A 19,648-nucleotide genomic window follows, 5' to 3' on the forward strand; every position below is an offset into this window, starting at 1 on the left:
GATGTTGACGTGCGGCTTCGTTCTTTCGAACTTTTCCTTGGACATAACGCTCCTCGAAAAAATGGAGCCCCGAACCAGGATTGAACTGGTGACCTCATCCTTACCAAGGATGCGCTCTGCCAACTGAGCTATCGGGGCTTGTATCTGCGACTACAACAGCTGGAGCGGGAAATGGGACTCGAACCCACGACATTCAGCTTGGAAGGCTGACGCTCTACCAACTGAGCTATTCCCGCGATGCCGATGGAGGGGGTTGGATTCGAACCAACGAAGGCGTAGAGCCGGCAGATTTACAGTCTGCTCCCTTTGGCCACTTGGGTACCCCTCCTCAACCGCTATCCTCAACTACCTTGAAACCCCTGTTTCTTCCTACTGCTTTTTTCGAACCGGGCCCTCATCCGCGGCCCCCGTGCTTGGCCGGCGGCGGGACTTGAACCCGCGACCTACTGATTACAAATCAGTTGCTCTACCGACTGAGCTACACCGGCGTCCAACACTCCGGCTGCGTCCCCTGCCCGCCCGTTCCAGCGCCGGGAACCGTCAACCACCCGTCCCGTCGAGGCGCGCCCTTTTAGAAGTCCCCGTCCCCCAAGTCAAGCGGTTTGATCCGGACGGTTCAACTTCCGGCACCAGGGCGTGACGTCCCCCGCTGCCGCGCGGCCTCGTATAGCAGAATCGCCGCGGAAACGGACGCATTCAGAGAACCGACCTGACCGAGCATCGGAATCCTCAGGCGGAAGTCGCAGTGCTCCAGGACGCCCTGGCGCACGCCCGCTCCCTCGGCCCCCACCACCAACGCCAACGGCCCGTCCAGCCGGGCGCTCCACACGTACTCGTTCGAGTGAGGGTCGGCCGCGGCGATCCACACCCCCGCCTCCTTCAGTTCCTCCAGCGCCCGGGAGAGGTTGGTGACTCGCGCGATGGGGCAGTGCTCCACCGCCCCCGCCGACGCCTTGGCCACCACGCCCGTCACCGGCACCGCCCGATCCTTGGCGATGATCACCCCGTGCGCCCCCAGCGCGTGCGCCGAGCGGACGATGGCTCCGAAGTTGTGCGGATCCTGGATGCCGTCGAGCACCACCAACAGCGGCGGACGTCCGCTCGCCTCGGCCGCCTCCAACAAGTCCGTCAGGTCCGCGTACTCGAAGCCCCGCAGCTCGGCCACCACGCCCTGGTGCACCCCACCGTCGGCCATCGCCGCCAGGCGCTCGCGCGGCACACGCTCCACCCGGATGCCCGCGTCCCTCGCCCGGCTGAAGATCTCCGCCGCTGCCTTCGCGGCCAGCTGCCCCTCCGTCACGAAGAGGCGCTCCATCCGCTCCGCGTGCGCCCGGAGTGACTCCAGCACCGGGTTCACCCCGTACACGTAGCGCGCATGCTCGGCGCGCTCGCCCCCGCGCCCTCCCCGCTCTCCACCGCGCTCCCCATGCTCACGGTCCGCGCCGCGCTCTCCGCCGCGCTCCCCACGCTCACTGCCCCTGGACGTCCGCTGGCGCACCACGGCTTAGAGAACCTCGACGGGCAGGGAGAACGTCTTCTGCTGCCGGGCGCACAGCTGCTCCGAGCAGATGAAGAAGGTCAGCTTCGCCTCCAGCGTGCCCTTTCCGGCCGCCTCCGCCTTGAAGGGTACCTCGAAGCGCGGCTCCGCGTACTGCTGCCCCGCCGCCTTCTTCGCCACCGAGTCCTTCAACGCCAGCTTCTCCTGCGCGGGCACCACCTGCGTCCCCTTGAGCTCCAGCTTCAGCGGCGCCTCGTCGGAGACGTGCGCCCCTTTCTTGCTCTTGATGGACAGCACGAACACGCCCTGCTCCCCCGCCTTCACCTTCGTGGAGGTCCCCTCCGTGCTCACCTCATAGAGAGTGGTCGGGTCCACCTGGCCCTCGGCATGGGCCTGGGTCCAGGCAAGGGTCACCAGCACGGCGGCCAGCGAGGTGAGGCCTCGGAAGTGCGGCATGGTTCGTTCTCCTCAGGGAGGGTCAGCGGTCCCCCCTATATCACCGCGCCTCCGACGCCCGGGGACCTCTTTCTGTTCACGCCCCGCTCGCGGAAGCCTTGGGCACCCGCTTGCGCCGGGAGGGCGGCGTCGGCTCCGGCTCCGGCTCTGGCAGGCCCACCCGCGCCCCTCCGGACCCCAGCACCTCGGCGCGCTCGATGATGATGCGGGCCAGGTCCAACCCCGTGGCCGCCTCCATCTCCAGGAGGGCCGGCGAGCTGTTCACCTCGAACACCTTCGGGTGCCCCTCCTGCACGTCCAGCAGGTCCACCGCCGCCACCTCCAACCCCACCAGCGTGGCCGTCTTCTCCGCCGCCTGACGCTGCAACTCCGTCAGCTCGATGCGCTCCAGCCGCGCGCCCCGGTTCAGCGTGTAGGAGAGCCGCCCGAACCTCGGCCGGCGCCGCACCGCCGCCACCGCCCGGCCTCCCACCACCAGCACCCGCACGTCCTGCCCGGTGTTCTGCACGTACTGCTGGACCACGAGGTTGTGCCCCAGTCCCAGAATGGCCTCGAGCGCCGCCTCCAACGACTGGAGGCTCTCGCACACCATCACCCCGTGCTTCTCCTGGCCCTGCAGCAGCTTCACCAGCACCGGCACGCCGCCCACCAGGCCCACCATGGCCTTCAGGTCCGCCGCGTCCCGCGCCATCACCGTCGCCGGAATGTCGATGCCGTGCGCCGACAACAACTGCAGCGAGCGCAGCTTGTTGCGCGACTCGGCGATGGCCCGCGCCGTGTTCACCAGCGGAACCCCGCACATGGCGAACTGGTTCACCACCGCCAGACCGTAGTTGCTGATGGACTGCGCGATGCGCGGGATGACCACGTCGCACAAGGACAGCTTGCGGCGCCGGTAATAGAGGGTGGCGCGCTGCCCATCCAGGTGCATCTCCACCCGGACCGGGTTGAGCACACGCACCTGGTGCCCTCTCGCGCGTCCGGCCTCGACCAGTCGCTTGGTGGACGAAATGGAGGCGGAGCGCGAGAGGAGGGTGATCTTCATGGGCGGCCCGGACGGGGGCCGGAGACATAGCCCCGACCCTTCACCGCGTAAAGCCGCCCCGAAGGACTAACGACGCTGAACGGCGCGAACCTCGATGTCCACCGGGTTGGCCGTCGTGGAGCCGTTGATGCGCGAGCACGACGAGCCCGTGAAGGTCAGGACATTGCCCTGCAGACTCCAGGTGTCCGCGCCCGGCTCCACGCGCTCCCCGTTGAGGTACACCACCACCAGCTCCTGCGAGCTCGGGGCCTCGTCCGCGTCGAAGAGCACCACACAGGGGTCAACGGTCGAGACCTTCTCGGTGATCTTCTTCAGGGCCGCCACCAACTCCGCCTTGTTGGCCGCCTGGTAGAAACGGCGGTTGCACAGGCTCTTGGTCTTGTCGCAGGTGTCACCCGTACCGCAGTCCGAGTCCGCCACGCACTCGCGCGCGAAGCCACCCGCATCCGCCATCTGGTTGAGCGTCGACGCGCCCTGCTGCCCCGACGTGGTGGTCGAGTTGAAGTCCGCGCCGAAGCCGACGACGATCGTCTTGATCTCCTTGCCGCGCAGCGCCTGCACCGACGCCACCGACTCATTCTTGTCCAGGCAGCCGATCTGCTTGGCGTAGGTGCAATCCGACAGGGTGCAGAAGCAGCCGGAATCCGGGTAGGCCGGCTGGTAGGCCCCGTTGCAGTTGGGCAGACCGTCCGTCAGCAGCAGCACGAAGTCGGGACGCTCCGCCGTCTGCAGCTCGGGGAGCGTGCCCACGTACTTGAGGCTCAGGCTGGTGGGCGTACCTCCCGACGGCGTCTGCTCACCCGGGGTCGTCGACGAGTTCTTGATGGCGAGGATCTTGTTCTTCACCTTCTCGGCGTTGCCCGCGAGCGTGGCATCGGCATCATCGCCCGCCGCGGGCAGCCCGACGCTCAGCGAGGCCGTGGCGCCGCACGAGGCATCCACCTTCAGGTCCGGATAGGTCGCCAGGCCCATCCGCGCCACCGTGCCGCTGGTGGAGAGGAAGTCCTGCATGGCCGCCTGCAGCTCGCTCCAGCGCGTGGGGCACACGGTCGTGTTGCACGGACGCGCGTCGCCGCAGAGGACACCGCTCACCTTGCAGTCCGGATCCGTCGGATCCACCGGATCCTTCATCGAGCCGGACGTGTCCACCAGCAGCATCAGGTTCGGCTTGGCCGCGCGCGCCTCGATGCGCCGCGTCTCCGTCGTCTGGGAGATGGCGAGCGGATCCACCGGCTCGAAGTCATACGTCTGGCAACCGGTGGCGAAGACACCACCCAGGGTGCCCAGCACAAGGGCGCTCACGAGAGTCAGCTTGGCGCGCATAGATTTGAAATCGCTCCTCAACAGGGTCCGGCCCCGAAAGCAGGCCGAGAATACCCTCTCCCGCGCACCCTCGGCCAGCATCAACTCCAGGCTTCCCTAGAGGGCAAGGGTGCGTGCACCCGCCGTCAGTCTCCACAACGACGCGAGCCCCATCACCTCGTCCAGCGTCCCGCGCAGCTCCTCAGGCGCGTATCCACAGATTCTTACCGTGGTGTCGCACGCCACCAGTTTCGCGCCCAACGCCCGCGCCTCCTCCAGCATGCGGGCGGGCGGGAGCACCCCGAGACCCTCCGCGCGTGCACTCTCCGACAACTCCTTCTCCGTGTGCGGATGGCCGAAGCTGCCTCGCACCAGCGCGCGCAACGCGTCGAAGGCGAAGACGAAATACACCTCGTCCCCCATCGCCGCCGCGGTGATTCCCATCGAGGCGGCCTGGAACGCAGGCTCGTACGTGGCGTGCTGCAGGAAGAAGAAGACGCGTCCAGACATATGGGCGCGCGACAATACAAGAATCCACTTTCAGCAAAAGGCACTCGGGGTGCGTCGAAACCACCCGCGCCTCCGGCCTATAACGGGGCCAGTCGAAGCTCCGTTCGAGGGAGTCTCCCCCATGTCCTCCTCCCCACTCGCCGCGCGCGCCGCCTCGCTCTCCCGCGCGCGACTCGCCCGTCTGGCCCCCACGTGCGCGCTCGCCACGTTGCTCCTCACGGGCCCCTCCCTCCACGGTGAGGCCTCCGCGGCTCGCATGCCGGCCCCCGCCGCGCCCCAGCCCCGCGCCAACGTGCACGAGGAAATCGTCCGCCTCCTCGAGCGCCCCGACTCCTTCCCCCGCGCCTCGGATTGGGCCCCGCTCGGCCCCGAGGCACTGCCCGAGCTGCTCGGCCTCGCCAGCAACCCCCAGGCCCCCGAGCCCCAGCGCTCCCGCGCCGTCGCCGCCATCGCCGTCGTCGCCGGACTCGAGGCGCTGCCTCTCGTTACCCCCCTTCTCGAGGATCGCAGCGAGCAGGTGCGCGCCACCGCCGCTCAGACCCTCGGCCGCCTGGGCGGTGTGGAGGCTCGCAAGCTCCTCGAGGAGCGGCTTCCGAATGAGGAGAGTCTGCTCGTTCGCGAGGCCATCCAGATGGGCCTCAGCTACCTCGAGCCGTAGAGCAGGGGTTCAACCCGGGGCGCCCGGTCCCCCCGCCCCCGCCTGGAGGGCGAGGGAACAGGTGCTCGCGTCGGGGCACGGCTTCCGTTAGATGGGGGCCATGCGCCCCACCGTGCTCCTCTTCGACATCGATGGCACCCTCGTCACCACCGGTGGCGCCGGCCGACGCTCCATGGACCTCGCCTTCGAGCGTCTCCACGGCCGCCGCGATGCCTGTGACTCCTTCAGCATGTCCGGCATGACCGACCGGGCCATCGTCCGCAAGGCGCTCGAAATCATCGGCGTCACCCCCTCCCCCGCCGCCATCTCCGCCGTCATCGACGCCTACCTCCGGCACCTGGCCGAGGAGGTCCCCCGCGTCGCCGAGCGCGACTACATCCTCCACCCCGGCATGCGCGAGGCCGTCGACGCCGCCCTCTCCCGCAAGGGCTTCGCCGTGGGACTCGGCACCGGCAACGTCCGCGAGGGCGCCCGCATCAAGCTCGAGCGCGTCCGCATCCACGACCGCTTCTCCTTCGGCGGCTTCGGCTGCGATCACGAGGACCGCGTCGAGCTCATCCGCCACGGTGCTCGCAGTGGCGCCGCCTTGCTGGGCGTCCCCGTCGAGCAGTGCCGCGTCGTCGTCATCGGCGATACCCCCAAGGACGTCGCCGCCGCCCAGGGCATCGGCGCCACCTGCATCGGCGTGGGCACCGGTAGCTTCTCCCCCGAGGCCCTGCTCGCCTGCGGCGCTGACTACGCCTTCCCCGACCTCACGGCCCACGAAGCGCTCGCCGCCCTGCTCGACGGGCGTTGAGACGGCCTGCCCTTCCCCCTCCCCGGGTGTGCTATCTCCCGCCGGGCCGCCCTGGATCCGAGGAGCTCCCACCCCATGTCGCTGTCCACCCTCGAAGCCTACGATCTCGTCCGTTTCGCCGAGGCCTTCGACTCGCGCCTCGCCGCCGCCGATGAGCTGCTCGCGGGCCGCTCGGGCCTGGAGCGCGAGAAGGAGTGGCTGGCCACCGCCATCCAGATCGTCCGCACCGAGCGCGCCCCCGCCGCCTCCATCCTCGAGAAGGTCCGCGACCTGCCCGAGCTCGAGGAGGTCCGCGAGGAGTTCGCCTTCAACCTCCACAACCTCTGGATCGACTCGCTGGAGAAGCTCCACGCCGGCATCACCTTCTGCGCCAGCAGCCGCTCCCCCGTCATCGAGGCGCTCTTCCCCCACCTCAAGTTCCCCCAGCTGCGCCGCGCCTCCCGCGACACCCTCCAGGAGTTCGCCGCCGGCTACGAGCGCCGCCTCAAGTCCTCCTACGTCTCGCGCATCCTCGCTCGCGACGACTTCTCCTTCGTCCGCCCCGTGCTGGCCCAGGTCGCCACCGCCTACGCCAACTGGCAGTCCTGCTTCGCCCCCGTGCAGCTCCCCCACGAGCAGGCCGCTCCCCTGCGCGCCGAGCTCATCGCGCTCGGCAAGAAGCTGGACGTCGGACTGCGCCAGGCCCGCTGCCTCGCCGAGGCCGCCCTCGCTCCGCTCGCGGATGCCTTCGAGAACTCCGGCCTCGCCGCCAAGCCGCGCAAGCGCGCCGCTCGCGGGCTTCCGTTCCTGGACTCCACCGAGGTGAGCGCCCCCGAGGCCGCTGTCTCCGAGTCCGAGGCCCTCGAAGCCGAGCCCCTCGAGACAGACTCCGAGGAGCCCAGTGCCGCCGAACTGGCCGAGCTCGCGGCGCTCTCCGGCGACGCTCCCTCCGAGCCGGCTTCCACCGAGGACGCGTCCCAGGCGGCTCCGGCTCCTGAAGCAGTCGCCGCGGCTCCAGCTCCCGAAGCGCCCTCCACGCCCGAGCCTCCTCCCGCTCCCCCGGCGGCCGAGCCCGCCAAGGCGGCGTCCAAGCGCGGACGCAAGAAGACCGACCCCAAGTCGACCTCCTCGGAGTCGGCCTGACAGCGGTGGCCTCGCGCCACCGTCAAGAGGAATCGGCCATGGCCGACGTCGCCCTTCCCATCGATCCCCTCCTGCCCGAGATCGTCGCCACGCTGCGCGGCGCGAAGTCGCTCGTGCTCGAGGCTCCTCCCGGCGCCGGCAAGACGACCCGCGTGCCCCGCGCCCTGCTCGAGGCCGGCCTCGGCCAGGGCAAGGAGATCGTCGTCCTCCAACCCCGCCGCCTCCCCACCCGGCTCGCCGCCCAGCGCGTCTCCGAGGAGATCGGCGAGCGCGTGGGCGAAACCGTCGGCTACCAGGTCCGCTTCGAGGACGTCCGCGGCCCCAAAACCCGCCTCTCCTTCGTCACCGAGGGCGTGCTCGGCCGCCGCCTCCTCTCCGACCCCACCCTCCGCGACGTCGGCGTCGTCGTGCTCGACGAGTTCCACGAGCGCCACCTCTCCGCCGACATCTCACTCGCCCTCCTGCGCCGCCTCCAGCAGGGCCCCCGGCCCGACCTGAAGATCGTGGTCATGTCCGCCACGCTCGAGGCCGCGCCCATCGCCGCCTACCTCGGTAACTGCCCCACCCTGCGCTCCGAGGGCCGCCGCTTCGACGTCAGCCTCGAGTACCTCCCCACCGCCGACGACCGCTACCTCGATGCCCAGGTGCTCTCCGGCATCAAGCGGCTCCACGCCAACGGCCTCGATGGCGATGTGCTCGTGTTCCTCCCCGGCGCCGGGGAAATCCGCCGCGCGAAGGACACCTGCGCCGAGTTCGCCGAGCGCCACGGCATCGACCTCCTCCCCCTCCACGGCGACCTGCCTCCCGCCGAGCAGGACCGCGCCGTACGCCGCAGCTCGCGCCGGAAGATCATCCTCTCCACCAACGTCGCGGAGACCTCCGTCACCATCGACGGAGTCGCCGCCGTCATCGACAGTGGACTCGCCCGCGTGGCCTCGCACTCGCCCTGGTCCGGGCTGCCCATCCTCAAGCTCTCCAAGGTGAGCCGCGCCTCCGCTACCCAGCGCGCCGGCCGCGCCGGCCGTACCCGCTCCGGCCACTGTCTCCGCCTCTACACCCAGCACGACTTCGACGGCCGCCCCGAGCAGGATGCCCCCGAAATCCGCCGCATGGACCTGGCGGAGACGATCCTCGCCCTGCGCGCCGCGGGCGTGAAGGACCTCGCCTCCTTCCCCTTCTTCGAGCCCCCTCCCGCCGCTTCGCTCGAGGCCGCCGAGACGCTCCTGCGCCTCCTGGGCGCCGTGGCCCCCCATGGGTCCGTCACGGAGATCGGCCAGCGGCTGCTGCGCTTTCCGCTGCACCCCCGTCAGGCCCGCATCATCGTCGAGGGCGAGAGGCGCGGTGTCGGCGCGGACGCAGCCCTGCTCGCCGCCCTCGTCGGTGAGCGCGACATCCGCCGTGAGGCCCGCACCAACCTCTCCGGCCCCGGCCGTGCCGCCAACGTCGTCGCCGGGCCCTCGGATCTGCTGGAGCTGCTCGAGCGCTTCCGCGAGGCCGAGCGCTCCAATTTCTCCTCCGGCCGCGTGCAGTCGCTCTCCCTCGAGCAGGGCGCCGTGCAGGCCGTGGACCGCGTGCAGCGCCAGCTTCGGCGTGCCGTCCGTGAGCAGGGGCAGCGTCCCTCCCGCCCCGAGGACATGGAACAGGCGCTCATGCTCAGTGCGCTCGCCGGCTACCCGGACCGGGTGGCCCGCCGCCGCAAGCCCCGCTCTCCCGAGCTCCTCCTCTTCGGCGGTGGCACCGCGCAGCTCTCCGAGGTCAGCGTCGTCCAGGAGCCCGAGCTGATGATCGCCATCGACGCCGAGGAGCGCCCCGGCCGCGGTGTCATCATCCGCCTCGCCAGCGCCGTCGAGCCCGAGTGGCTCCTCGACCTGTACCCCGACGCACTGGAGGAAGTGGACGCCCTCCAGTGGAACCCCACCTCCAAGCGCGTCGAGCGCATCACCCGCCTCTCCTACGGCAACCTCGTCCTCGAGGAGACCCGCACTCCCGCGCCCCCCTCCGAGGAGGCCGCGCGCGTGCTCGTCGAGCAGGCCCTCGCCGCCGGCCCCGGCCGCTTCGCCGACCCCGAGGCCCTTCAGCAGTGGCGCACCCGCGTCGCCCTGCTCGCCCAGGCGTTCCCCGAGGCTGGATTCCCCACCGTGGATGATGCGTTCATGCGCGACTCGCTCGCGTCCCTGTGCGCCGGCGCCCGGAGCTTCGCGGACCTCGAGGGCGTGTCACTCCTCGACGCGCTCTACTCGCGGCTCACTTCGGAGCAGGCACGGTTGCTGTCCAACCACGCCCCCGAGAAGGTTGCTCTCCCCGGCGGCCGCACCACCAAGGTCCACTACGAGCCCGGTAAGCCCCCCTGGGCCGAGTCCCGCCTCCAGGACTTCTTCGGCATGGCCCAGGGGCCCAGTGTTTGCGCCGGGCGGGTTCCGCTCGTGCTCCACCTGCTCGCGCCCAACATGCGCGCCGTGCAGGTGACCACCGACCTCGCTGGATTCTGGGAACGGCACTACCCGTCCATCCGCAAGGAGCTGTGCCGCAAATACCCGAAGCACAGCTGGCCCGAGGATCCGCGTCACGCGCAGACTCCGGCCGAGCGTGGCCGGCGGATTTGACCGGAGGCGCGGGAAGCGCGTGCTACAGCTTCTTGCGCATCTGCAGGTGGTCGATGCCCGCTTCCTTGAATACCTCTCCGAGCGGCTCGTACCCCTGCTTCTTGTAGAACTCGAGCGCGTACAGCTGCGAGTGCAACAGGATCCCCGTCACGCCCCGCCGCCTCGCCTCGTCCTCCAGCGACGTCAGCAGCATCGCGCCCACTCGCGCCTTGCGGTGCGCCTGCAACACCGCCATGCGCCCGATCTGCGCCCACGTCCCGCTCTCTCCGGACGGCGGCTCGGGCAACATCACCAGACGCCCCGTCCCGATGGCGTGCCCACCCTGGAACGCCAGCACGTGGTACGCCTTCGCATCCTCGGCGTCCCGCTCGATGCCCTCGGGTACGTGCTGCTCCTCGATGAACACCACCTCGCGGATGGCGAGCGCCTGCCACAACTCAGGCTCCGTCTTGATCTGAGCGATGGTGACTGGCTGCTGGGGATTCTCCGCGTTCGGCATGGCCCGGCCAAGGTACACAAATCCCGACGGGTCAAACAGGCCAAAAGGCAGGCCCAAAGGCACCCCCACCGGGCTAAGCGCTCCCCCGTAGCGATGCCTCCTGTCCAGGCCGCCGGATTCGGGGCCGCCGCCACGCTGGGAGTCACGCGCCCCTCCCCCTGCCCGCCCAGGCCCTTCTCTCCCGCGAGCCCGGCCCCTCCGGCGTGATAGCCTGCGGCGCGATGCGATCCGCCCTCCTCGCACTCGTCCTCTGTTTCGTCTCCCTCCCCGCCTCCGCCCAGCCCGAGGTCTTCTTCGGCTCCGGCGGCGACGTGCCCAACCTCAAGGAAGAGGACTTCGACCGCCGCTTCCTCAAGACCGGCGTCTACCGGGCCCTCGAGCAGGGAAGCAATGATCCCAACTGCGCCCAGCTCCTCGGCGGCCTGCTCACGCTGCTCGGCGAGACGTCGCCCCTGCTCCACAAGCGCGACGAGAACTTCTACCTGGATCCCCTGCTCGTCCAGGCGCTCAACACGCAGCTGTCCACCCCGCGCTTCCAGGCCAACGTCTACCTGGTGGCCATGGTGCGGCGCGTGCTGCTCGACCGCACCATGCCCCCCCACTGGTTCCAGACCGCGGCGAAGCTCGGGCCCGTGGTCCTCACCGTCGACGTGGGCAAGCTGCGCTTCCTCTCCGAGGGCCTCAAGCCCATCGACAGCTTCTTCCTCACCCTCCCCGCGCTGCGCGACCGCTATGACGTCGAGGTGACCCGCGCCAACGGCACCGCCGCCCGCTCCGCCGAGAAGATGTTCCGCGAGAGCTACCTCGACCGGCAGGTGGCCTTCGGCAACCTCGAGCTGCTCGATCTGCGCGTGGAGCAGCCCAAGAAGAAGAAGCCGGCCAAGAAGCGCCGGGGCGCTCCCGTCGTCGACGAGGAGCCCGAGGAGCCCACGGCCGTGGCCCGCATGGTGTGGTACCCGCCCGATCCCAACGCCGGGGACATCGATCCCTTCGGCCGGCAGCAGGCGCGCCCCGTGGTCAACATCTCCGCGCGGCTGGCGCCCCAGCAGTACCTCGACCTGAGCCGCATCCCCCGCGGCTCCCGGCTGATGGTGCGCGGGCGCTTCTGGGAGTTCAAGAAGGCGCTCACCGAGGTGGAGCTGCGCGAGGCGCTCATCTTCCAGGACCGCGACTGGACCCAGGGCAACACCCTGGCGGATCCCGCCGCCGTGGCGCGCTGCCCCTTCGCCATCAACGACCTGATGGGCTCGTCGCCCACGCAGTCCGGCGCCTTCTCGAAGCCGGGCCGTTAGCTAGCACCCGGAGGACCGCCACCGTCCCGGGTAGCCGTCCCACCCGGGAGCCTGCCGTCCACGGACGGAGAGCCCCTCCCCGAGTCCCTCCAGCGAGCCGCCCTGGCATGGGCCGTGCTCTCCCCTCGGCTCCCACCCAGCGCCGAGAGGGACCCCATGAAGGTCGACGGTCGTAACGAGGAAGCGCCGGCCCGGCCGGCATCGGAATCGGGACGTTTCCAGGAAGCACTGAAGAAGGCCCCTCCCCAGGCGGCGAAGGCTCCGGCCCGGCCGGCACCGACGGCCCGGAACACCGGGGCCACCGCACGGGGCACCCCTGGAACCGTGGCCACCCCCGGGCTGGCGCGGACGCCGCAACGGGGCGCCTTCGCCAGCACCGAGCGCCTGGGCCAGGTGCGCCAGGGCATGAACGCCGAGGCCCACCGCCTCGGGGACGTGCGCGGCGAGGCCCACCAGACGAGCCAGGAGCGGATGCACCAGCGCCTGACGGACCTCGTCGCCCGGGAGCTCGCCCGGGAGCCGCGCGCCGAGCCGGTGCCCTCCCGCTCCACCCCCCTGTCACCCGAGGCCGAGCCCCCACCCGCCGCGTCCTCCTTGGAGGCGCTCTCCGCCGCCGGAGGAACGAGCCTCGGAGGCATTCAGGGCGCCGCGACGAGGGCCCCGGAGCCGGCGAACCCCGAGGCCCGTGTGCAGGCGGCGCTGGAGCTCATCGAGAAGATCGAGGTGTTCGTGAAGTCGCAGCGGCCGGCCCTGGCGATGCGGTTGGGGGGAACGCTGGACGCCACCGTGGAGGTGGAGCGCACGGGCGATCGCGAGGTAGCCCTGCGCATCCAGGGGCGCCGGGGCGGCTTCCCCCAGAAGGACCTCCTGCGCATCCGCGAGGCCCTCGCCGAACGCGGGCTGAAGCTCAGTGCCTTCGTGACCTCCTGAGCGGAGCGCCCTCGAAGGACCCTGGACATGACAGAGGCCCTGCCGCCGGAGGGGCGGAGGGCCTCGGAACGACAGTGCGGACAGGGCCTACTTGCCGGGCTTGAGCTCGAGCAGCTGGCGCTTGCCCTTCTTGTCCTTGAAGCTCTCGGCGTCGGGCAGGGCTTCCTTCTTCTCCGCGATGTTCGGCCACTGGGGGGCGTACTGCGCGTTGAGCGCCTTGTACTCGGCGTACTCGGAGGGCAGGTCCGACTCGGGGAAGATCGCCTTGGTCGGGCAGACCGGCTCACACGCACCGCAGTCGATGCACTCGTCCGGGTGGATGACCAGGAAGTTGGCGCCCTCGTAGAAGCAGTTGACCGGGCAGACCTCGACACAGTCGGTGTACTTGCACTTGATGCAAGGCTCGGTGACTACATAAGCCATTGAAATCTTCTCCTCTCGGACTGAGTCCGTGCGCGCGCACACTAATGGGTTGTGGCGGGGGTGGCACTCCCTAATTTAAGCACCTACCCCCTCCTACTCACCCCAGGAGGCCCTGGGCGCGCATCAGTTCGGCTACCAGGATCGCTCCCTTGGCCGCTCCCATCTTGGTGTTGTGCGAGACGAGCAGGTACTTGAAGCCGTTCTCCAGCACGGCGTCCTCGCGCACCCGGCCCACCGTGGTGGCCATGCCCGCGTGCGTGTCCCGGTCCAGGCGTGGCTGCGGGCGGAACGGATCCTCGAGCACTTCAATCCACCGCGGCGGCGCGGACGGCAGAGTCCGGGACACCTCGGCGCCCCGCCACTCGCGCATGGCCGCCACCACCTCCTGCACGGAGGCCTTGCGCTCCAGCGACACGAAGACGGACTCGGTGTGGCCCTCCATCACCGCCACGCGGGTGCAGGTGCAGGACACCCGGACGTCATGCGGGGTGATGGCCGCGCCCCCGGCCTGCAGCGTGCCGAGGATCTTCTTCGTCTCCACCTGGACCTTCTCCTCCTCCTTGGGGATGTAGGGGATGACGTTGTCCAGGATGTCCAGGCCGATCACGCCCGGCGAGCGGCCGGCGCCCGACATGGCCTGCATCGAGGTCATCATCACCGCCTTGACGCCGAAGCGCTCGTGCAGCGGCGCCAGGGTGATGGCCAGGCCCGTGGTGGTGCAGTTGGGGATGGGGACGATGAAGCCCTTCCAGCCGCGGCGCTTCTGCTGCTCGCGCACCAGCGGGGAGTGGGCGGCGTTCACCGGGGGAATGAGCAGCGGCACGTCCGCCTCGTAGCGGAAGGCGCTGGCCGCGGAGAACACGGGGATGTCCCTGGCGAGCCGCGGCTCCAGCTCCTTGGCCACGTCCGACTCCACCGCCGAGAAGGCGATGTCGTAGTCCCTGGCCTGCACCTCCTCGCCGCTCACCACCTTCAGCTTCGCGATGGACTCGGGCAGCGCCTCGGGGACGAACCAGGCGGTCATCCCGTTGGCGGTGCGCAGCGCCTCCACGTAGGCCTTGCCCGCCGAGCGCGGCGAGGCCGCCAGTCCGGTGAGCTCGATGGAGGGATGGTCCTTCAGCGCGGCGATGAACTGCTGGCCGGCGAGACCGGTGGCGCCAATGAGGACAGCACGAAGCTTGGCCATGACGTGTGACTCCCTTCCATGGGGGTCGGGGGAATGGCGCGTCCTTTACACCCTTTGGCGCCAGACTTCCACGCACCGCGGCGGGGAGCGGCGCCCTAGCTCAGCACGACCCGCTCGCCGAGGCGCCCGCCTGGTGGCTCTCGGTGGGCAGCCCGTGGGTGAGCCACGCATGGAGGCCCCCATCCAGGTAGATGGCGTTGAACCCCCGCTGCTGGAGCAGGCGGCAGGCCCGGCGCGCATCGGAGCCGTCCCCGGCGCACCCACACACCACGATGAGCTCGTCGTCCGGGAGCACCGCCGCGTCCCGTAGAATCTCCTCGAAGGTCATCCAGAGAGCGCCGGGGATGTGCAGGCCATAGCGCTCCCAGTCCTCGGGAGCACGACAGTCGAGGACGAGCACTTCCTCGTCCCCGAGCCGCACGTAGAGCTCGGTACAGAGCATTCGGGGATCCACCACCCGGGACCTCCTGCTGCGGTGTCTGTCGGGGACAACCCGGAGCTCCCATATGCCCTTCCCCTGTGACTGCCCGCCTGCCTGGGACCCCAGGCCACCCGACCGGGGTCCACCTCCGCGGCCCCCTACAGGCCGAGCTGTTTGGCGATGATCTCGTTCATGATCTCGCTGGTGCCCCCCCCAATGGGGCCCAGGCGCGCGTCCCGCCAGTGGCGCTGGATGTCGTACTCCATCATGTACCCGGCGCCACCGTGGAGCTGGAGGCACGCATCGGCCACGCGGCAGGCCGTCTCGGTGGCCACCTTCTTGGCCATGGACGTCTGGGCAATGGCGTACTCGCCCCCCACGTGCAGCCGCAGCGCGTGGTAGGTGAGCTGGCGCGCGGCCTCGAACTCCGTGGCCAGCTCGGCGAGCCGGTGGCGCACCACCTGGAACTCGCTGAGCGAATGGCCGAAGGCCCGCCGGCCGCGCACGTGGGCCATCACCACCTCCAGCATCTCCTCCATGGCCCCGAGCGCCCCCAGCGCGAGCGACAGGCGCTCCCACTGGAAGTTGCCCATGATTTGGGGGAAGCCCTGGCCCTCGACGCCCCCGAGGAGGTTGGCCGCGGGCACCCGGCAGTCCTCGAAGAAGAGCTCGCCGGTGTCCGAGGCGCGCCACCCGAGCTTCTTGAGCTTGCGCCCCACGGAGAAGCCGGGAGTGCCCTTCTCCACCAGGAGGAGCGACAGGCCCCTGTGCCCGGCGTCGGGGTTCGTCTTCACCGCCAGCACGACGAAGTCCGCCCGGACGCCGTTGGTGATGTAGGTCTTCGAGCCGTTGACGACATAGTGCTCGCCGTCGCGGCGGGCGGTGGTGCGCAGGCCGGCGACGTCCGAGCCGCCATTGGGCTCGGTGATGCCGAGCGCGCCAATCTTCTCCCCGCGGATGGCCGGGGCGAGGAAGCGCCGCTTCTGGTCCTCGGTGCCGAACTTGTGGAGGGGGCCGGTGGCGATGGTGTGCTGGGCCCCGAGGCCCGCGGCGACCCCTCCCGAGCCGCAGCGCCCCATCTCCTCGAGCAGCACGGCCTCGTAGAGCTCGCCGGCGTTGGAGCCCCCGTACGCCTCGGGGTACTTGAGACCGAGGAAGCCCAGCTCGCCGAAGCGGGTGAAGAGCGCCCGGGGGAACTCCTCCTGCTCCTCCCACTGGGGGGCGAAGGGCTTCAGCTCCTTGTCCACCACCGCCCGGACGGTGCGGCGGAAGGCCTCGTGCTCCTCCAGGTACAGCCCGTAACCGTGCAGCATCGTGACGCACCTCGGTGGTGAGAACGCTCGCCCGGGATGCTACCGGACCGAGATGTGCACGCCCCCCTCGCTCCTGTCTTGACCCGGCTGTTTCGGGTTCATATAAGGCGGTCTCGCTTCTCGCGGCGCCATAGCCAAGTGGTAAGGCAAAGGTCTGCAAAACCTTCATTCCCCGGTTCGAATCCGGGTGGCGCCTCACAGCAAAGGCCCGATGTGGACTCCGGTTCACATCGGGCCTTCGTGTTTCCAGGGTCCGGGCGCGCGGCGGGAGCAACCTTGCCGTCCTCGGAGGGCTGGGGGGATGCTCACCGCCCCATTCCTCCCGGAGCTCCCGCCTGAGCACCTCCTCTTCCCGTCGACTGGTCTCCTCCCTTCTCTCCCTGTCCCTGCTCGGCTCGCCGGCCCTCGCGGCCGAGTCCTCCAAGCCCGCGGCGAAGTCCTCGGAGACAGCGCGGGCCGAGGCGGCACGGCTGACCTCGGCCTTCCTCGGGGACACGCCGCTGCTGACGGACTTGCAGTCCCTCGTCGACGAGGTCGGCGGCCGGGCCACGGGCTCGCCGTCCAACCTGCGCTCCGTGGACTGGGCGCTCGCGCGCTTCCGCGAGGCAGGCGTCGACGCGCGCAAGGAGGCCTTCCAGATGCCGGGCCTGTGGCTGGAGCGCTCGGCGTCCGCGAGCGTGCGCGGGGCCGACGTGGGCTTCTCGCCGCGCATCGCCTCCATGCCCTTCTCCGTCTCCACCCCCAAGGGCGGCACGACGGCCCCGCTGATCGACGCGGGCAAGGGCGGCGAGAAGGACTTCCAGGCGCTCGGACAGAAGGCGAAGGGCGCGTTCGTGCTCGTGGACCAGGCGGAGCTCAAGGACGTGGACGGCCTGTTCCGCGAGTACGCCGAGTCCGCTGAAATCGAGCAGCGGGCCTTCGCGGCCGGAGTGGCGGGCGTGGTGTACGTGGGCTCGCGGCCCAACAGCCTGCTGTACCGGCACAACGTGTCCACGGGCCTGCGCAACACGCGGCCCATGATGGTGATGGAGCGCGATGGCGCCCTGCGCGCCCAGCGCCTGCTGCGCTCGGGCAAGACGCTGACGCTCACGGCGGACATCGACGTGCAGTCCGGGCCGGCCTACGAGAGCTACAACGTCATCGGTGAAATCCGCGGCAGCACGCGCCCGGACGAGGTGGTGGTGGTGGGCGCGCACCTGGACTCGTGGGACCTGGGCACGGGGGCGCTGGACAACGGGGCCAACGTGGTGGCGCTCATCGACGTGGCGCGGCAGATGAAGAAGCTGGGCATCAAGCCCGCGCGCACCCTCCGCTTCGCGCTGTGGAATGGCGAGGAGCAGGGCATGTACGGCTCGGCGGGCTATGCGCAGGCGCACGAGGCCGAGCTGGACAAGCATGTGATGGCGGCCTCGTTCGACATCGGCTGCGGGCGCATCACCGGCTTCTTCACGGGCGGCCGCCCCGAGCTGCCGCCCCTGGTGGACCGCGCGCTCGAGCCGGTGAAGGGCCTGGGCCCGTTCACGCAGGTGGACGCGCCGATCGTGGGCACGGACAACTTCGACTTCATGCTCGGCGGCGTGCCCAACCTGGTGGCCAATCAGGAGCCGGCGCTCTACGGGCCGAACTACCACGCGCGCTCGGATGAGCTGGACAAGTGCGATCCGCAGCAGCTGCGGCTCAACACGGCCATCACGGCGGCACTGGCGTACGGCTTCGCGCAGATGGACGCGAAGCTGCCGCGCCACTCGCGCGCGCAGGTGGAGGACCTGGTGCGCACCACGGACCTCGGCCAGCAGATGAAGAGCATGGGCGTGTGGGAAGAGTGGGCCAGCGGGAAGCGCGGCCGGAAGGCGGGCACCACCGCGGGTCCCGAGACGCGCTGACGTTCTCCGCGGCCGTCCGGGCGGTGGGACGGTTGATCCAGGCGCGGGGCATGAGGAGTGTCCCTCTCATGAGCCCGCGCCGCCCCTCCGATACCGAGCCCGCCCAGCAAAACTCTCCGTCCGTCGAGGCTGCCTTTCAGGCGGTTCCTCCAGAGCTGATAGCGGAGATCCTCAATGGCGAGCTGCACATCAGCCCTCACCCAGCTCGCCCGACGCTCAACGCGCTGACGAACCTCAGTTCCCTCCTCGTGACGGCATTCACGTTCGGCAAGGGAGGACCGGGCGGATGGGTGATCGTCAATCAGCCCGAAGTGCACCTCGGTCCCCGACCGGACAAGCTCGTGCCGGATATCTGCGGATGGACGCGCGCACGCCTGCCACAGGCCGTCGGAGGGCCCGACGCTCCGGAGCACTACGATCTCGCCCCGGACTGGGTGTGCGAAATCCTCTCGGACCAAACGCGGCGCATCGACAAGGTCGAGAAGATGCGCATCTACGCCCGGGAGGGAGTGCGCAACGTCTGGCATGTGGATCCGGTCGCACACACGCTCGACGTCTTCCGCGGCGAGGGGCGCCACTGGCTCCTCGTCAATTCCTTTGCCGGAGACGAGAAGGTTCGCACCGAGCCGTTCGAGACCATCGAGCTCGAACTGGCGCTGGTTTGGTCCGAATAAGAACTCCACCGTCGTGAGTGCTGAGTCCTTGTCATTAGCGTCAAATAGCCTCGAGAAAGCTCAACCCGGACAGTCGCGCAATACATCGGCAGGCGCCGCAATCCGCCGTTAAATCGACCTGCTCACACCAAGAGGAGGCGACATGGCAGGAAATAGCGGACAGCAGGGCAGCCAGATGGACGAGCAGGTGCTGCAACAACTTCGCCAAGCTCGGCAAGATCTACTCGCCGATATACAGCTCTTCCAACTGCTGCAACAACCTGAGTTCTTTCCAAACCGGGATTTGAATCGACGCAGAGCGATTGAGGCTGCCCAGGCGTCCATGTCCGAAAGTCTGGCCCGCTACATGAGTGCGGCAAAGGCGGCCAGGTTGACCCACTACGAGGCAGAATAGATCTCACATAAATCAAGGGCCCCACCTCGTATTGGAAGGTGGGACCTTCGATTTCATGAAGAGCAGCGTGCTGCCCTACCCCAGCGCGGCGCGCGCGTTGCGGAACATCCGCATCCAGGGGCCGTCCTCGCCCCACTCCGGAGGGCACCAGGAGTACGTCACACTCCGGCTCACCCGCTCCGGGTGCGGCATCATGAGGGTGACTCGCCCGTCCCTCGACGTCAGGCCCGCGATTCCGTGCGGCGAGCCGTTCGGGTTCGCCGGGTACGTCTCCGTCACCCGCCCGTGGTTGTCCACGAAGCGCACCGGCACCATCCCCGACCCGTTCACCCTCGCCGCGTCCTCGGGACTCGCGAACTCCGCTCGGCCCTCACCGTGCGATGACGCAATGAGGATCCGGCTGCCCGCCATGCCCTTGAAGAACAGCGACGGGCTCTCCGCCACCTCCACCTGCACCAGCCGCGCCTCGAATTGCTCCGACACGTTGCGCACGAAGTGCGGGAAGTGCTCGGCGCCCGGAATCAGCTCGCGCAGCTGCGACATCATCTGGCAGCCGTTGCAGATGCCCAGCGCGAAGGTGCCCGAGCGCGCGAAGAACGCGGCGAACTCGTCCCGCGCCCTCGAGTTGAACAGGATGGACCGC

The 19,648-nt window shown here is 69.6% G+C and carries 20 protein-coding genes and 5 tRNA genes; 10 read left to right on the forward strand and 15 right to left on the reverse strand.

The genetic code is table 11. The annotated features are described in order from the left end of the window. Nucleotides 1–62 precede the first annotated feature (62 nt). The 9 genes from ACJ8AN_RS19975 to ACJ8AN_RS20015 form a co-directional block, all read right to left on the reverse strand. Nucleotides 63–138 (reverse strand) — tRNA-Thr (locus ACJ8AN_RS19975). A gap of 22 nt (nucleotides 139–160) precedes the next feature. Then, nucleotides 161–236, reverse strand: a tRNA-Gly gene (locus ACJ8AN_RS19980). An 8-nt stretch (nucleotides 237–244) separates the two neighbouring features. Further along, nucleotides 245–328 (reverse strand) — tRNA-Tyr (locus tag ACJ8AN_RS19985). 87 nt (nucleotides 329–415) lie between these two features. Then, nucleotides 416–488: transfer RNA gene (locus tag ACJ8AN_RS19990), tRNA-Thr, on the reverse strand. 128 nt (nucleotides 489–616) lie between these two features. Further along, the gene (gene rlmB, locus ACJ8AN_RS19995) at nucleotides 617–1,498 is read right to left on the reverse strand and encodes a 23S rRNA (guanosine(2251)-2'-O)-methyltransferase RlmB (RefSeq protein ID WP_407756998.1); all 882 of its coding nucleotides are present in this window, start codon (nucleotides 1,496–1,498) and stop codon (nucleotides 617–619) included. 6 nt (nucleotides 1,499–1,504) lie between these two features. Further along, entirely contained in the window at nucleotides 1,505–1,954 is a 450-nt protein-coding gene (locus ACJ8AN_RS20000; RefSeq protein ID WP_407756999.1) for a hypothetical protein, read from the reverse strand. A gap of 76 nt (nucleotides 1,955–2,030) precedes the next feature. Beyond that, nucleotides 2,031–2,999 (reverse strand): RimK family alpha-L-glutamate ligase, encoded by a 969-nt coding sequence (locus ACJ8AN_RS20005; RefSeq protein WP_407757000.1) that lies wholly within the window; start codon nucleotides 2,997–2,999, stop codon nucleotides 2,031–2,033. A gap of 66 nt (nucleotides 3,000–3,065) precedes the next feature. Beyond that, nucleotides 3,066–4,322, reverse strand: a complete 1,257-nt coding sequence (gene cglB / locus ACJ8AN_RS20010) for an adventurous gliding motility lipoprotein CglB (RefSeq protein WP_407757001.1) — start codon at nucleotides 4,320–4,322, stop codon at nucleotides 3,066–3,068. Between the two features lie 96 nt (nucleotides 4,323–4,418). Then, nucleotides 4,419–4,811, reverse strand: a complete 393-nt coding sequence (locus tag ACJ8AN_RS20015; protein ID WP_407757002.1) for a hypothetical protein — start codon at nucleotides 4,809–4,811, stop codon at nucleotides 4,419–4,421. 121 nt (nucleotides 4,812–4,932) lie between these two features. On the opposite strand from ACJ8AN_RS20015, the gene ACJ8AN_RS20020 reads away from it, so the two are divergent. From ACJ8AN_RS20020 to hrpB, 4 genes are all read left to right on the forward strand, one after another. Beyond that, nucleotides 4,933–5,469 (forward strand): HEAT repeat domain-containing protein, encoded by a 537-nt coding sequence (locus ACJ8AN_RS20020; RefSeq protein WP_407757003.1) that lies wholly within the window; start codon nucleotides 4,933–4,935, stop codon nucleotides 5,467–5,469. A gap of 91 nt (nucleotides 5,470–5,560) precedes the next feature. Beyond that, nucleotides 5,561–6,265, forward strand: coding sequence for an HAD family hydrolase (locus tag ACJ8AN_RS20025; protein WP_407757004.1), 705 nt, complete (start codon nucleotides 5,561–5,563; stop codon nucleotides 6,263–6,265). Nucleotides 6,266–6,340: 75 nt separating this feature from the next. Then, a complete protein-coding gene (locus ACJ8AN_RS20030) occupies nucleotides 6,341–7,387 on the forward strand; it encodes a hypothetical protein (protein ID WP_407757005.1) in 1,047 nt (348 codons plus the stop codon). Between the two features lie 38 nt (nucleotides 7,388–7,425). Continuing rightward, on the forward strand, nucleotides 7,426–9,990 hold the full coding sequence (hrpB, locus tag ACJ8AN_RS20035; RefSeq protein ID WP_407757006.1) for an ATP-dependent helicase HrpB: 2,565 nt from the start codon (nucleotides 7,426–7,428) through the stop codon (nucleotides 9,988–9,990). A gap of 22 nt (nucleotides 9,991–10,012) precedes the next feature. Here hrpB and ACJ8AN_RS20040 read toward each other — a convergent pair whose 3' ends face one another. Further along, a complete protein-coding gene (locus ACJ8AN_RS20040) occupies nucleotides 10,013–10,489 on the reverse strand; it encodes a GNAT family N-acetyltransferase (RefSeq protein ID WP_407757007.1) in 477 nt (158 codons plus the stop codon). Nucleotides 10,490–10,710: 221 nt separating this feature from the next. Here ACJ8AN_RS20040 and ACJ8AN_RS20045 point away from each other — a divergent pair, with 221 nt between their 5' ends. Together ACJ8AN_RS20045 and ACJ8AN_RS20050 are read left to right on the forward strand one after the other, a co-directional pair. After that, the gene (locus tag ACJ8AN_RS20045; RefSeq protein ID WP_407757008.1) at nucleotides 10,711–11,781 is read left to right on the forward strand and encodes a hypothetical protein; all 1,071 of its coding nucleotides are present in this window, start codon (nucleotides 10,711–10,713) and stop codon (nucleotides 11,779–11,781) included. Between the two features lie 156 nt (nucleotides 11,782–11,937). Beyond that, nucleotides 11,938–12,711, forward strand: a complete 774-nt coding sequence (locus ACJ8AN_RS20050) for a hypothetical protein (protein WP_407757009.1) — start codon at nucleotides 11,938–11,940, stop codon at nucleotides 12,709–12,711. An 87-nt stretch (nucleotides 12,712–12,798) separates the two neighbouring features. Here ACJ8AN_RS20050 and fdxA read toward each other — a convergent pair whose 3' ends face one another. From fdxA to ACJ8AN_RS20070, 4 genes are all read right to left on the reverse strand, one after another. Next, nucleotides 12,799–13,134, reverse strand: a complete 336-nt coding sequence (gene fdxA, locus ACJ8AN_RS20055) for a ferredoxin FdxA (protein ID WP_407757010.1) — start codon at nucleotides 13,132–13,134, stop codon at nucleotides 12,799–12,801. A 97-nt stretch (nucleotides 13,135–13,231) separates the two neighbouring features. Beyond that, nucleotides 13,232–14,320 (reverse strand): aspartate-semialdehyde dehydrogenase, encoded by a 1,089-nt coding sequence (gene asd, locus ACJ8AN_RS20060; RefSeq protein WP_407757011.1) that lies wholly within the window; start codon nucleotides 14,318–14,320, stop codon nucleotides 13,232–13,234. 100 nt (nucleotides 14,321–14,420) lie between these two features. Next, nucleotides 14,421–14,774 carry a rhodanese-like domain-containing protein gene (locus ACJ8AN_RS20065; protein ID WP_407757012.1) on the reverse strand — a complete coding sequence of 118 codons (354 nt, stop codon included), beginning with the start codon at nucleotides 14,772–14,774 and terminating at the stop codon, nucleotides 14,421–14,423. A gap of 125 nt (nucleotides 14,775–14,899) precedes the next feature. Further along, complete coding sequence (locus tag ACJ8AN_RS20070) at nucleotides 14,900–16,054, reverse strand: acyl-CoA dehydrogenase family protein (protein WP_407757013.1); 1,155 nt, start codon at nucleotides 16,052–16,054, stop codon at nucleotides 14,900–14,902. Between the two features lie 124 nt (nucleotides 16,055–16,178). On the opposite strand from ACJ8AN_RS20070, the gene ACJ8AN_RS20075 reads away from it, so the two are divergent. From ACJ8AN_RS20075 to ACJ8AN_RS20090, 4 genes are all read left to right on the forward strand, one after another. Next, nucleotides 16,179–16,250: transfer RNA gene (locus tag ACJ8AN_RS20075), tRNA-Cys, on the forward strand. A 316-nt stretch (nucleotides 16,251–16,566) separates the two neighbouring features. After that, nucleotides 16,567–17,937 (forward strand): M20/M25/M40 family metallo-hydrolase, encoded by a 1,371-nt coding sequence (locus ACJ8AN_RS20080; RefSeq protein WP_407757014.1) that lies wholly within the window; start codon nucleotides 16,567–16,569, stop codon nucleotides 17,935–17,937. A gap of 68 nt (nucleotides 17,938–18,005) precedes the next feature. Next, the gene (locus ACJ8AN_RS20085) at nucleotides 18,006–18,611 is read left to right on the forward strand and encodes a Uma2 family endonuclease (protein WP_407757015.1); all 606 of its coding nucleotides are present in this window, start codon (nucleotides 18,006–18,008) and stop codon (nucleotides 18,609–18,611) included. Nucleotides 18,612–18,753: 142 nt separating this feature from the next. Next, nucleotides 18,754–19,005: a hypothetical protein gene (locus ACJ8AN_RS20090; protein WP_407757016.1), complete on the forward strand. Its 252-nt coding sequence runs from the start codon at nucleotides 18,754–18,756 to the stop codon at nucleotides 19,003–19,005. Nucleotides 19,006–19,080: 75 nt separating this feature from the next. On the opposite strand, the gene ACJ8AN_RS20095 is transcribed toward ACJ8AN_RS20090, so the two are convergent. Continuing rightward, nucleotides 19,081–19,648 (reverse strand): phosphoribosylformylglycinamidine synthase subunit PurQ (locus ACJ8AN_RS20095; RefSeq protein ID WP_407757017.1); only part of this gene is annotated, 568 nt, incomplete at its 5' end.

The sequence above is a fragment of the Archangium sp. genome (assembly GCF_045802675.1).
Classification (GTDB): Bacteria; Myxococcota; Myxococcia; order Myxococcales; family Myxococcaceae; genus Archangium.

Coding starts and splice junctions, on each gene's coding strand:
- cglB (WP_407757001.1), bottom strand. CDS start 4,322: ATGCGCGCCAAGCTGACTCTCGTGAGCGCCCTTGTGCTGGGCACCCTG.
- ACJ8AN_RS20070 (WP_407757013.1), bottom strand. CDS start 16,054: ATGCTGCACGGTTACGGGCTGTACCTGGAGGAGCACGAGGCCTTCCGC.
- ACJ8AN_RS20020 (WP_407757003.1), top strand. CDS start 4,933: ATGTCCTCCTCCCCACTCGCCGCGCGCGCCGCCTCGCTCTCCCGCGCG.
- ACJ8AN_RS20090 (WP_407757016.1), top strand. CDS start 18,754: ATGGCAGGAAATAGCGGACAGCAGGGCAGCCAGATGGACGAGCAGGTG.
- ACJ8AN_RS20015 (WP_407757002.1), bottom strand. CDS start 4,811: ATGTCTGGACGCGTCTTCTTCTTCCTGCAGCACGCCACGTACGAGCCT.
- ACJ8AN_RS20000 (WP_407756999.1), bottom strand. CDS start 1,954: ATGCCGCACTTCCGAGGCCTCACCTCGCTGGCCGCCGTGCTGGTGACC.
- ACJ8AN_RS20030 (WP_407757005.1), top strand. CDS start 6,341: ATGTCGCTGTCCACCCTCGAAGCCTACGATCTCGTCCGTTTCGCCGAG.
- ACJ8AN_RS20005 (WP_407757000.1), bottom strand. CDS start 2,999: ATGAAGATCACCCTCCTCTCGCGCTCCGCCTCCATTTCGTCCACCAAG.
- asd (WP_407757011.1), bottom strand. CDS start 14,320: ATGGCCAAGCTTCGTGCTGTCCTCATTGGCGCCACCGGTCTCGCCGGC.
- ACJ8AN_RS20025 (WP_407757004.1), top strand. CDS start 5,561: ATGGGGGCCATGCGCCCCACCGTGCTCCTCTTCGACATCGATGGCACC.
- ACJ8AN_RS20050 (WP_407757009.1), top strand. CDS start 11,938: ATGAAGGTCGACGGTCGTAACGAGGAAGCGCCGGCCCGGCCGGCATCG.
- ACJ8AN_RS20045 (WP_407757008.1), top strand. CDS start 10,711: ATGCGATCCGCCCTCCTCGCACTCGTCCTCTGTTTCGTCTCCCTCCCC.
- hrpB (WP_407757006.1), top strand. CDS start 7,426: ATGGCCGACGTCGCCCTTCCCATCGATCCCCTCCTGCCCGAGATCGTC.
- ACJ8AN_RS20040 (WP_407757007.1), bottom strand. CDS start 10,489: ATGCCGAACGCGGAGAATCCCCAGCAGCCAGTCACCATCGCTCAGATC.
- ACJ8AN_RS20085 (WP_407757015.1), top strand. CDS start 18,006: ATGAGCCCGCGCCGCCCCTCCGATACCGAGCCCGCCCAGCAAAACTCT.
- fdxA (WP_407757010.1), bottom strand. CDS start 13,134: ATGGCTTATGTAGTCACCGAGCCTTGCATCAAGTGCAAGTACACCGAC.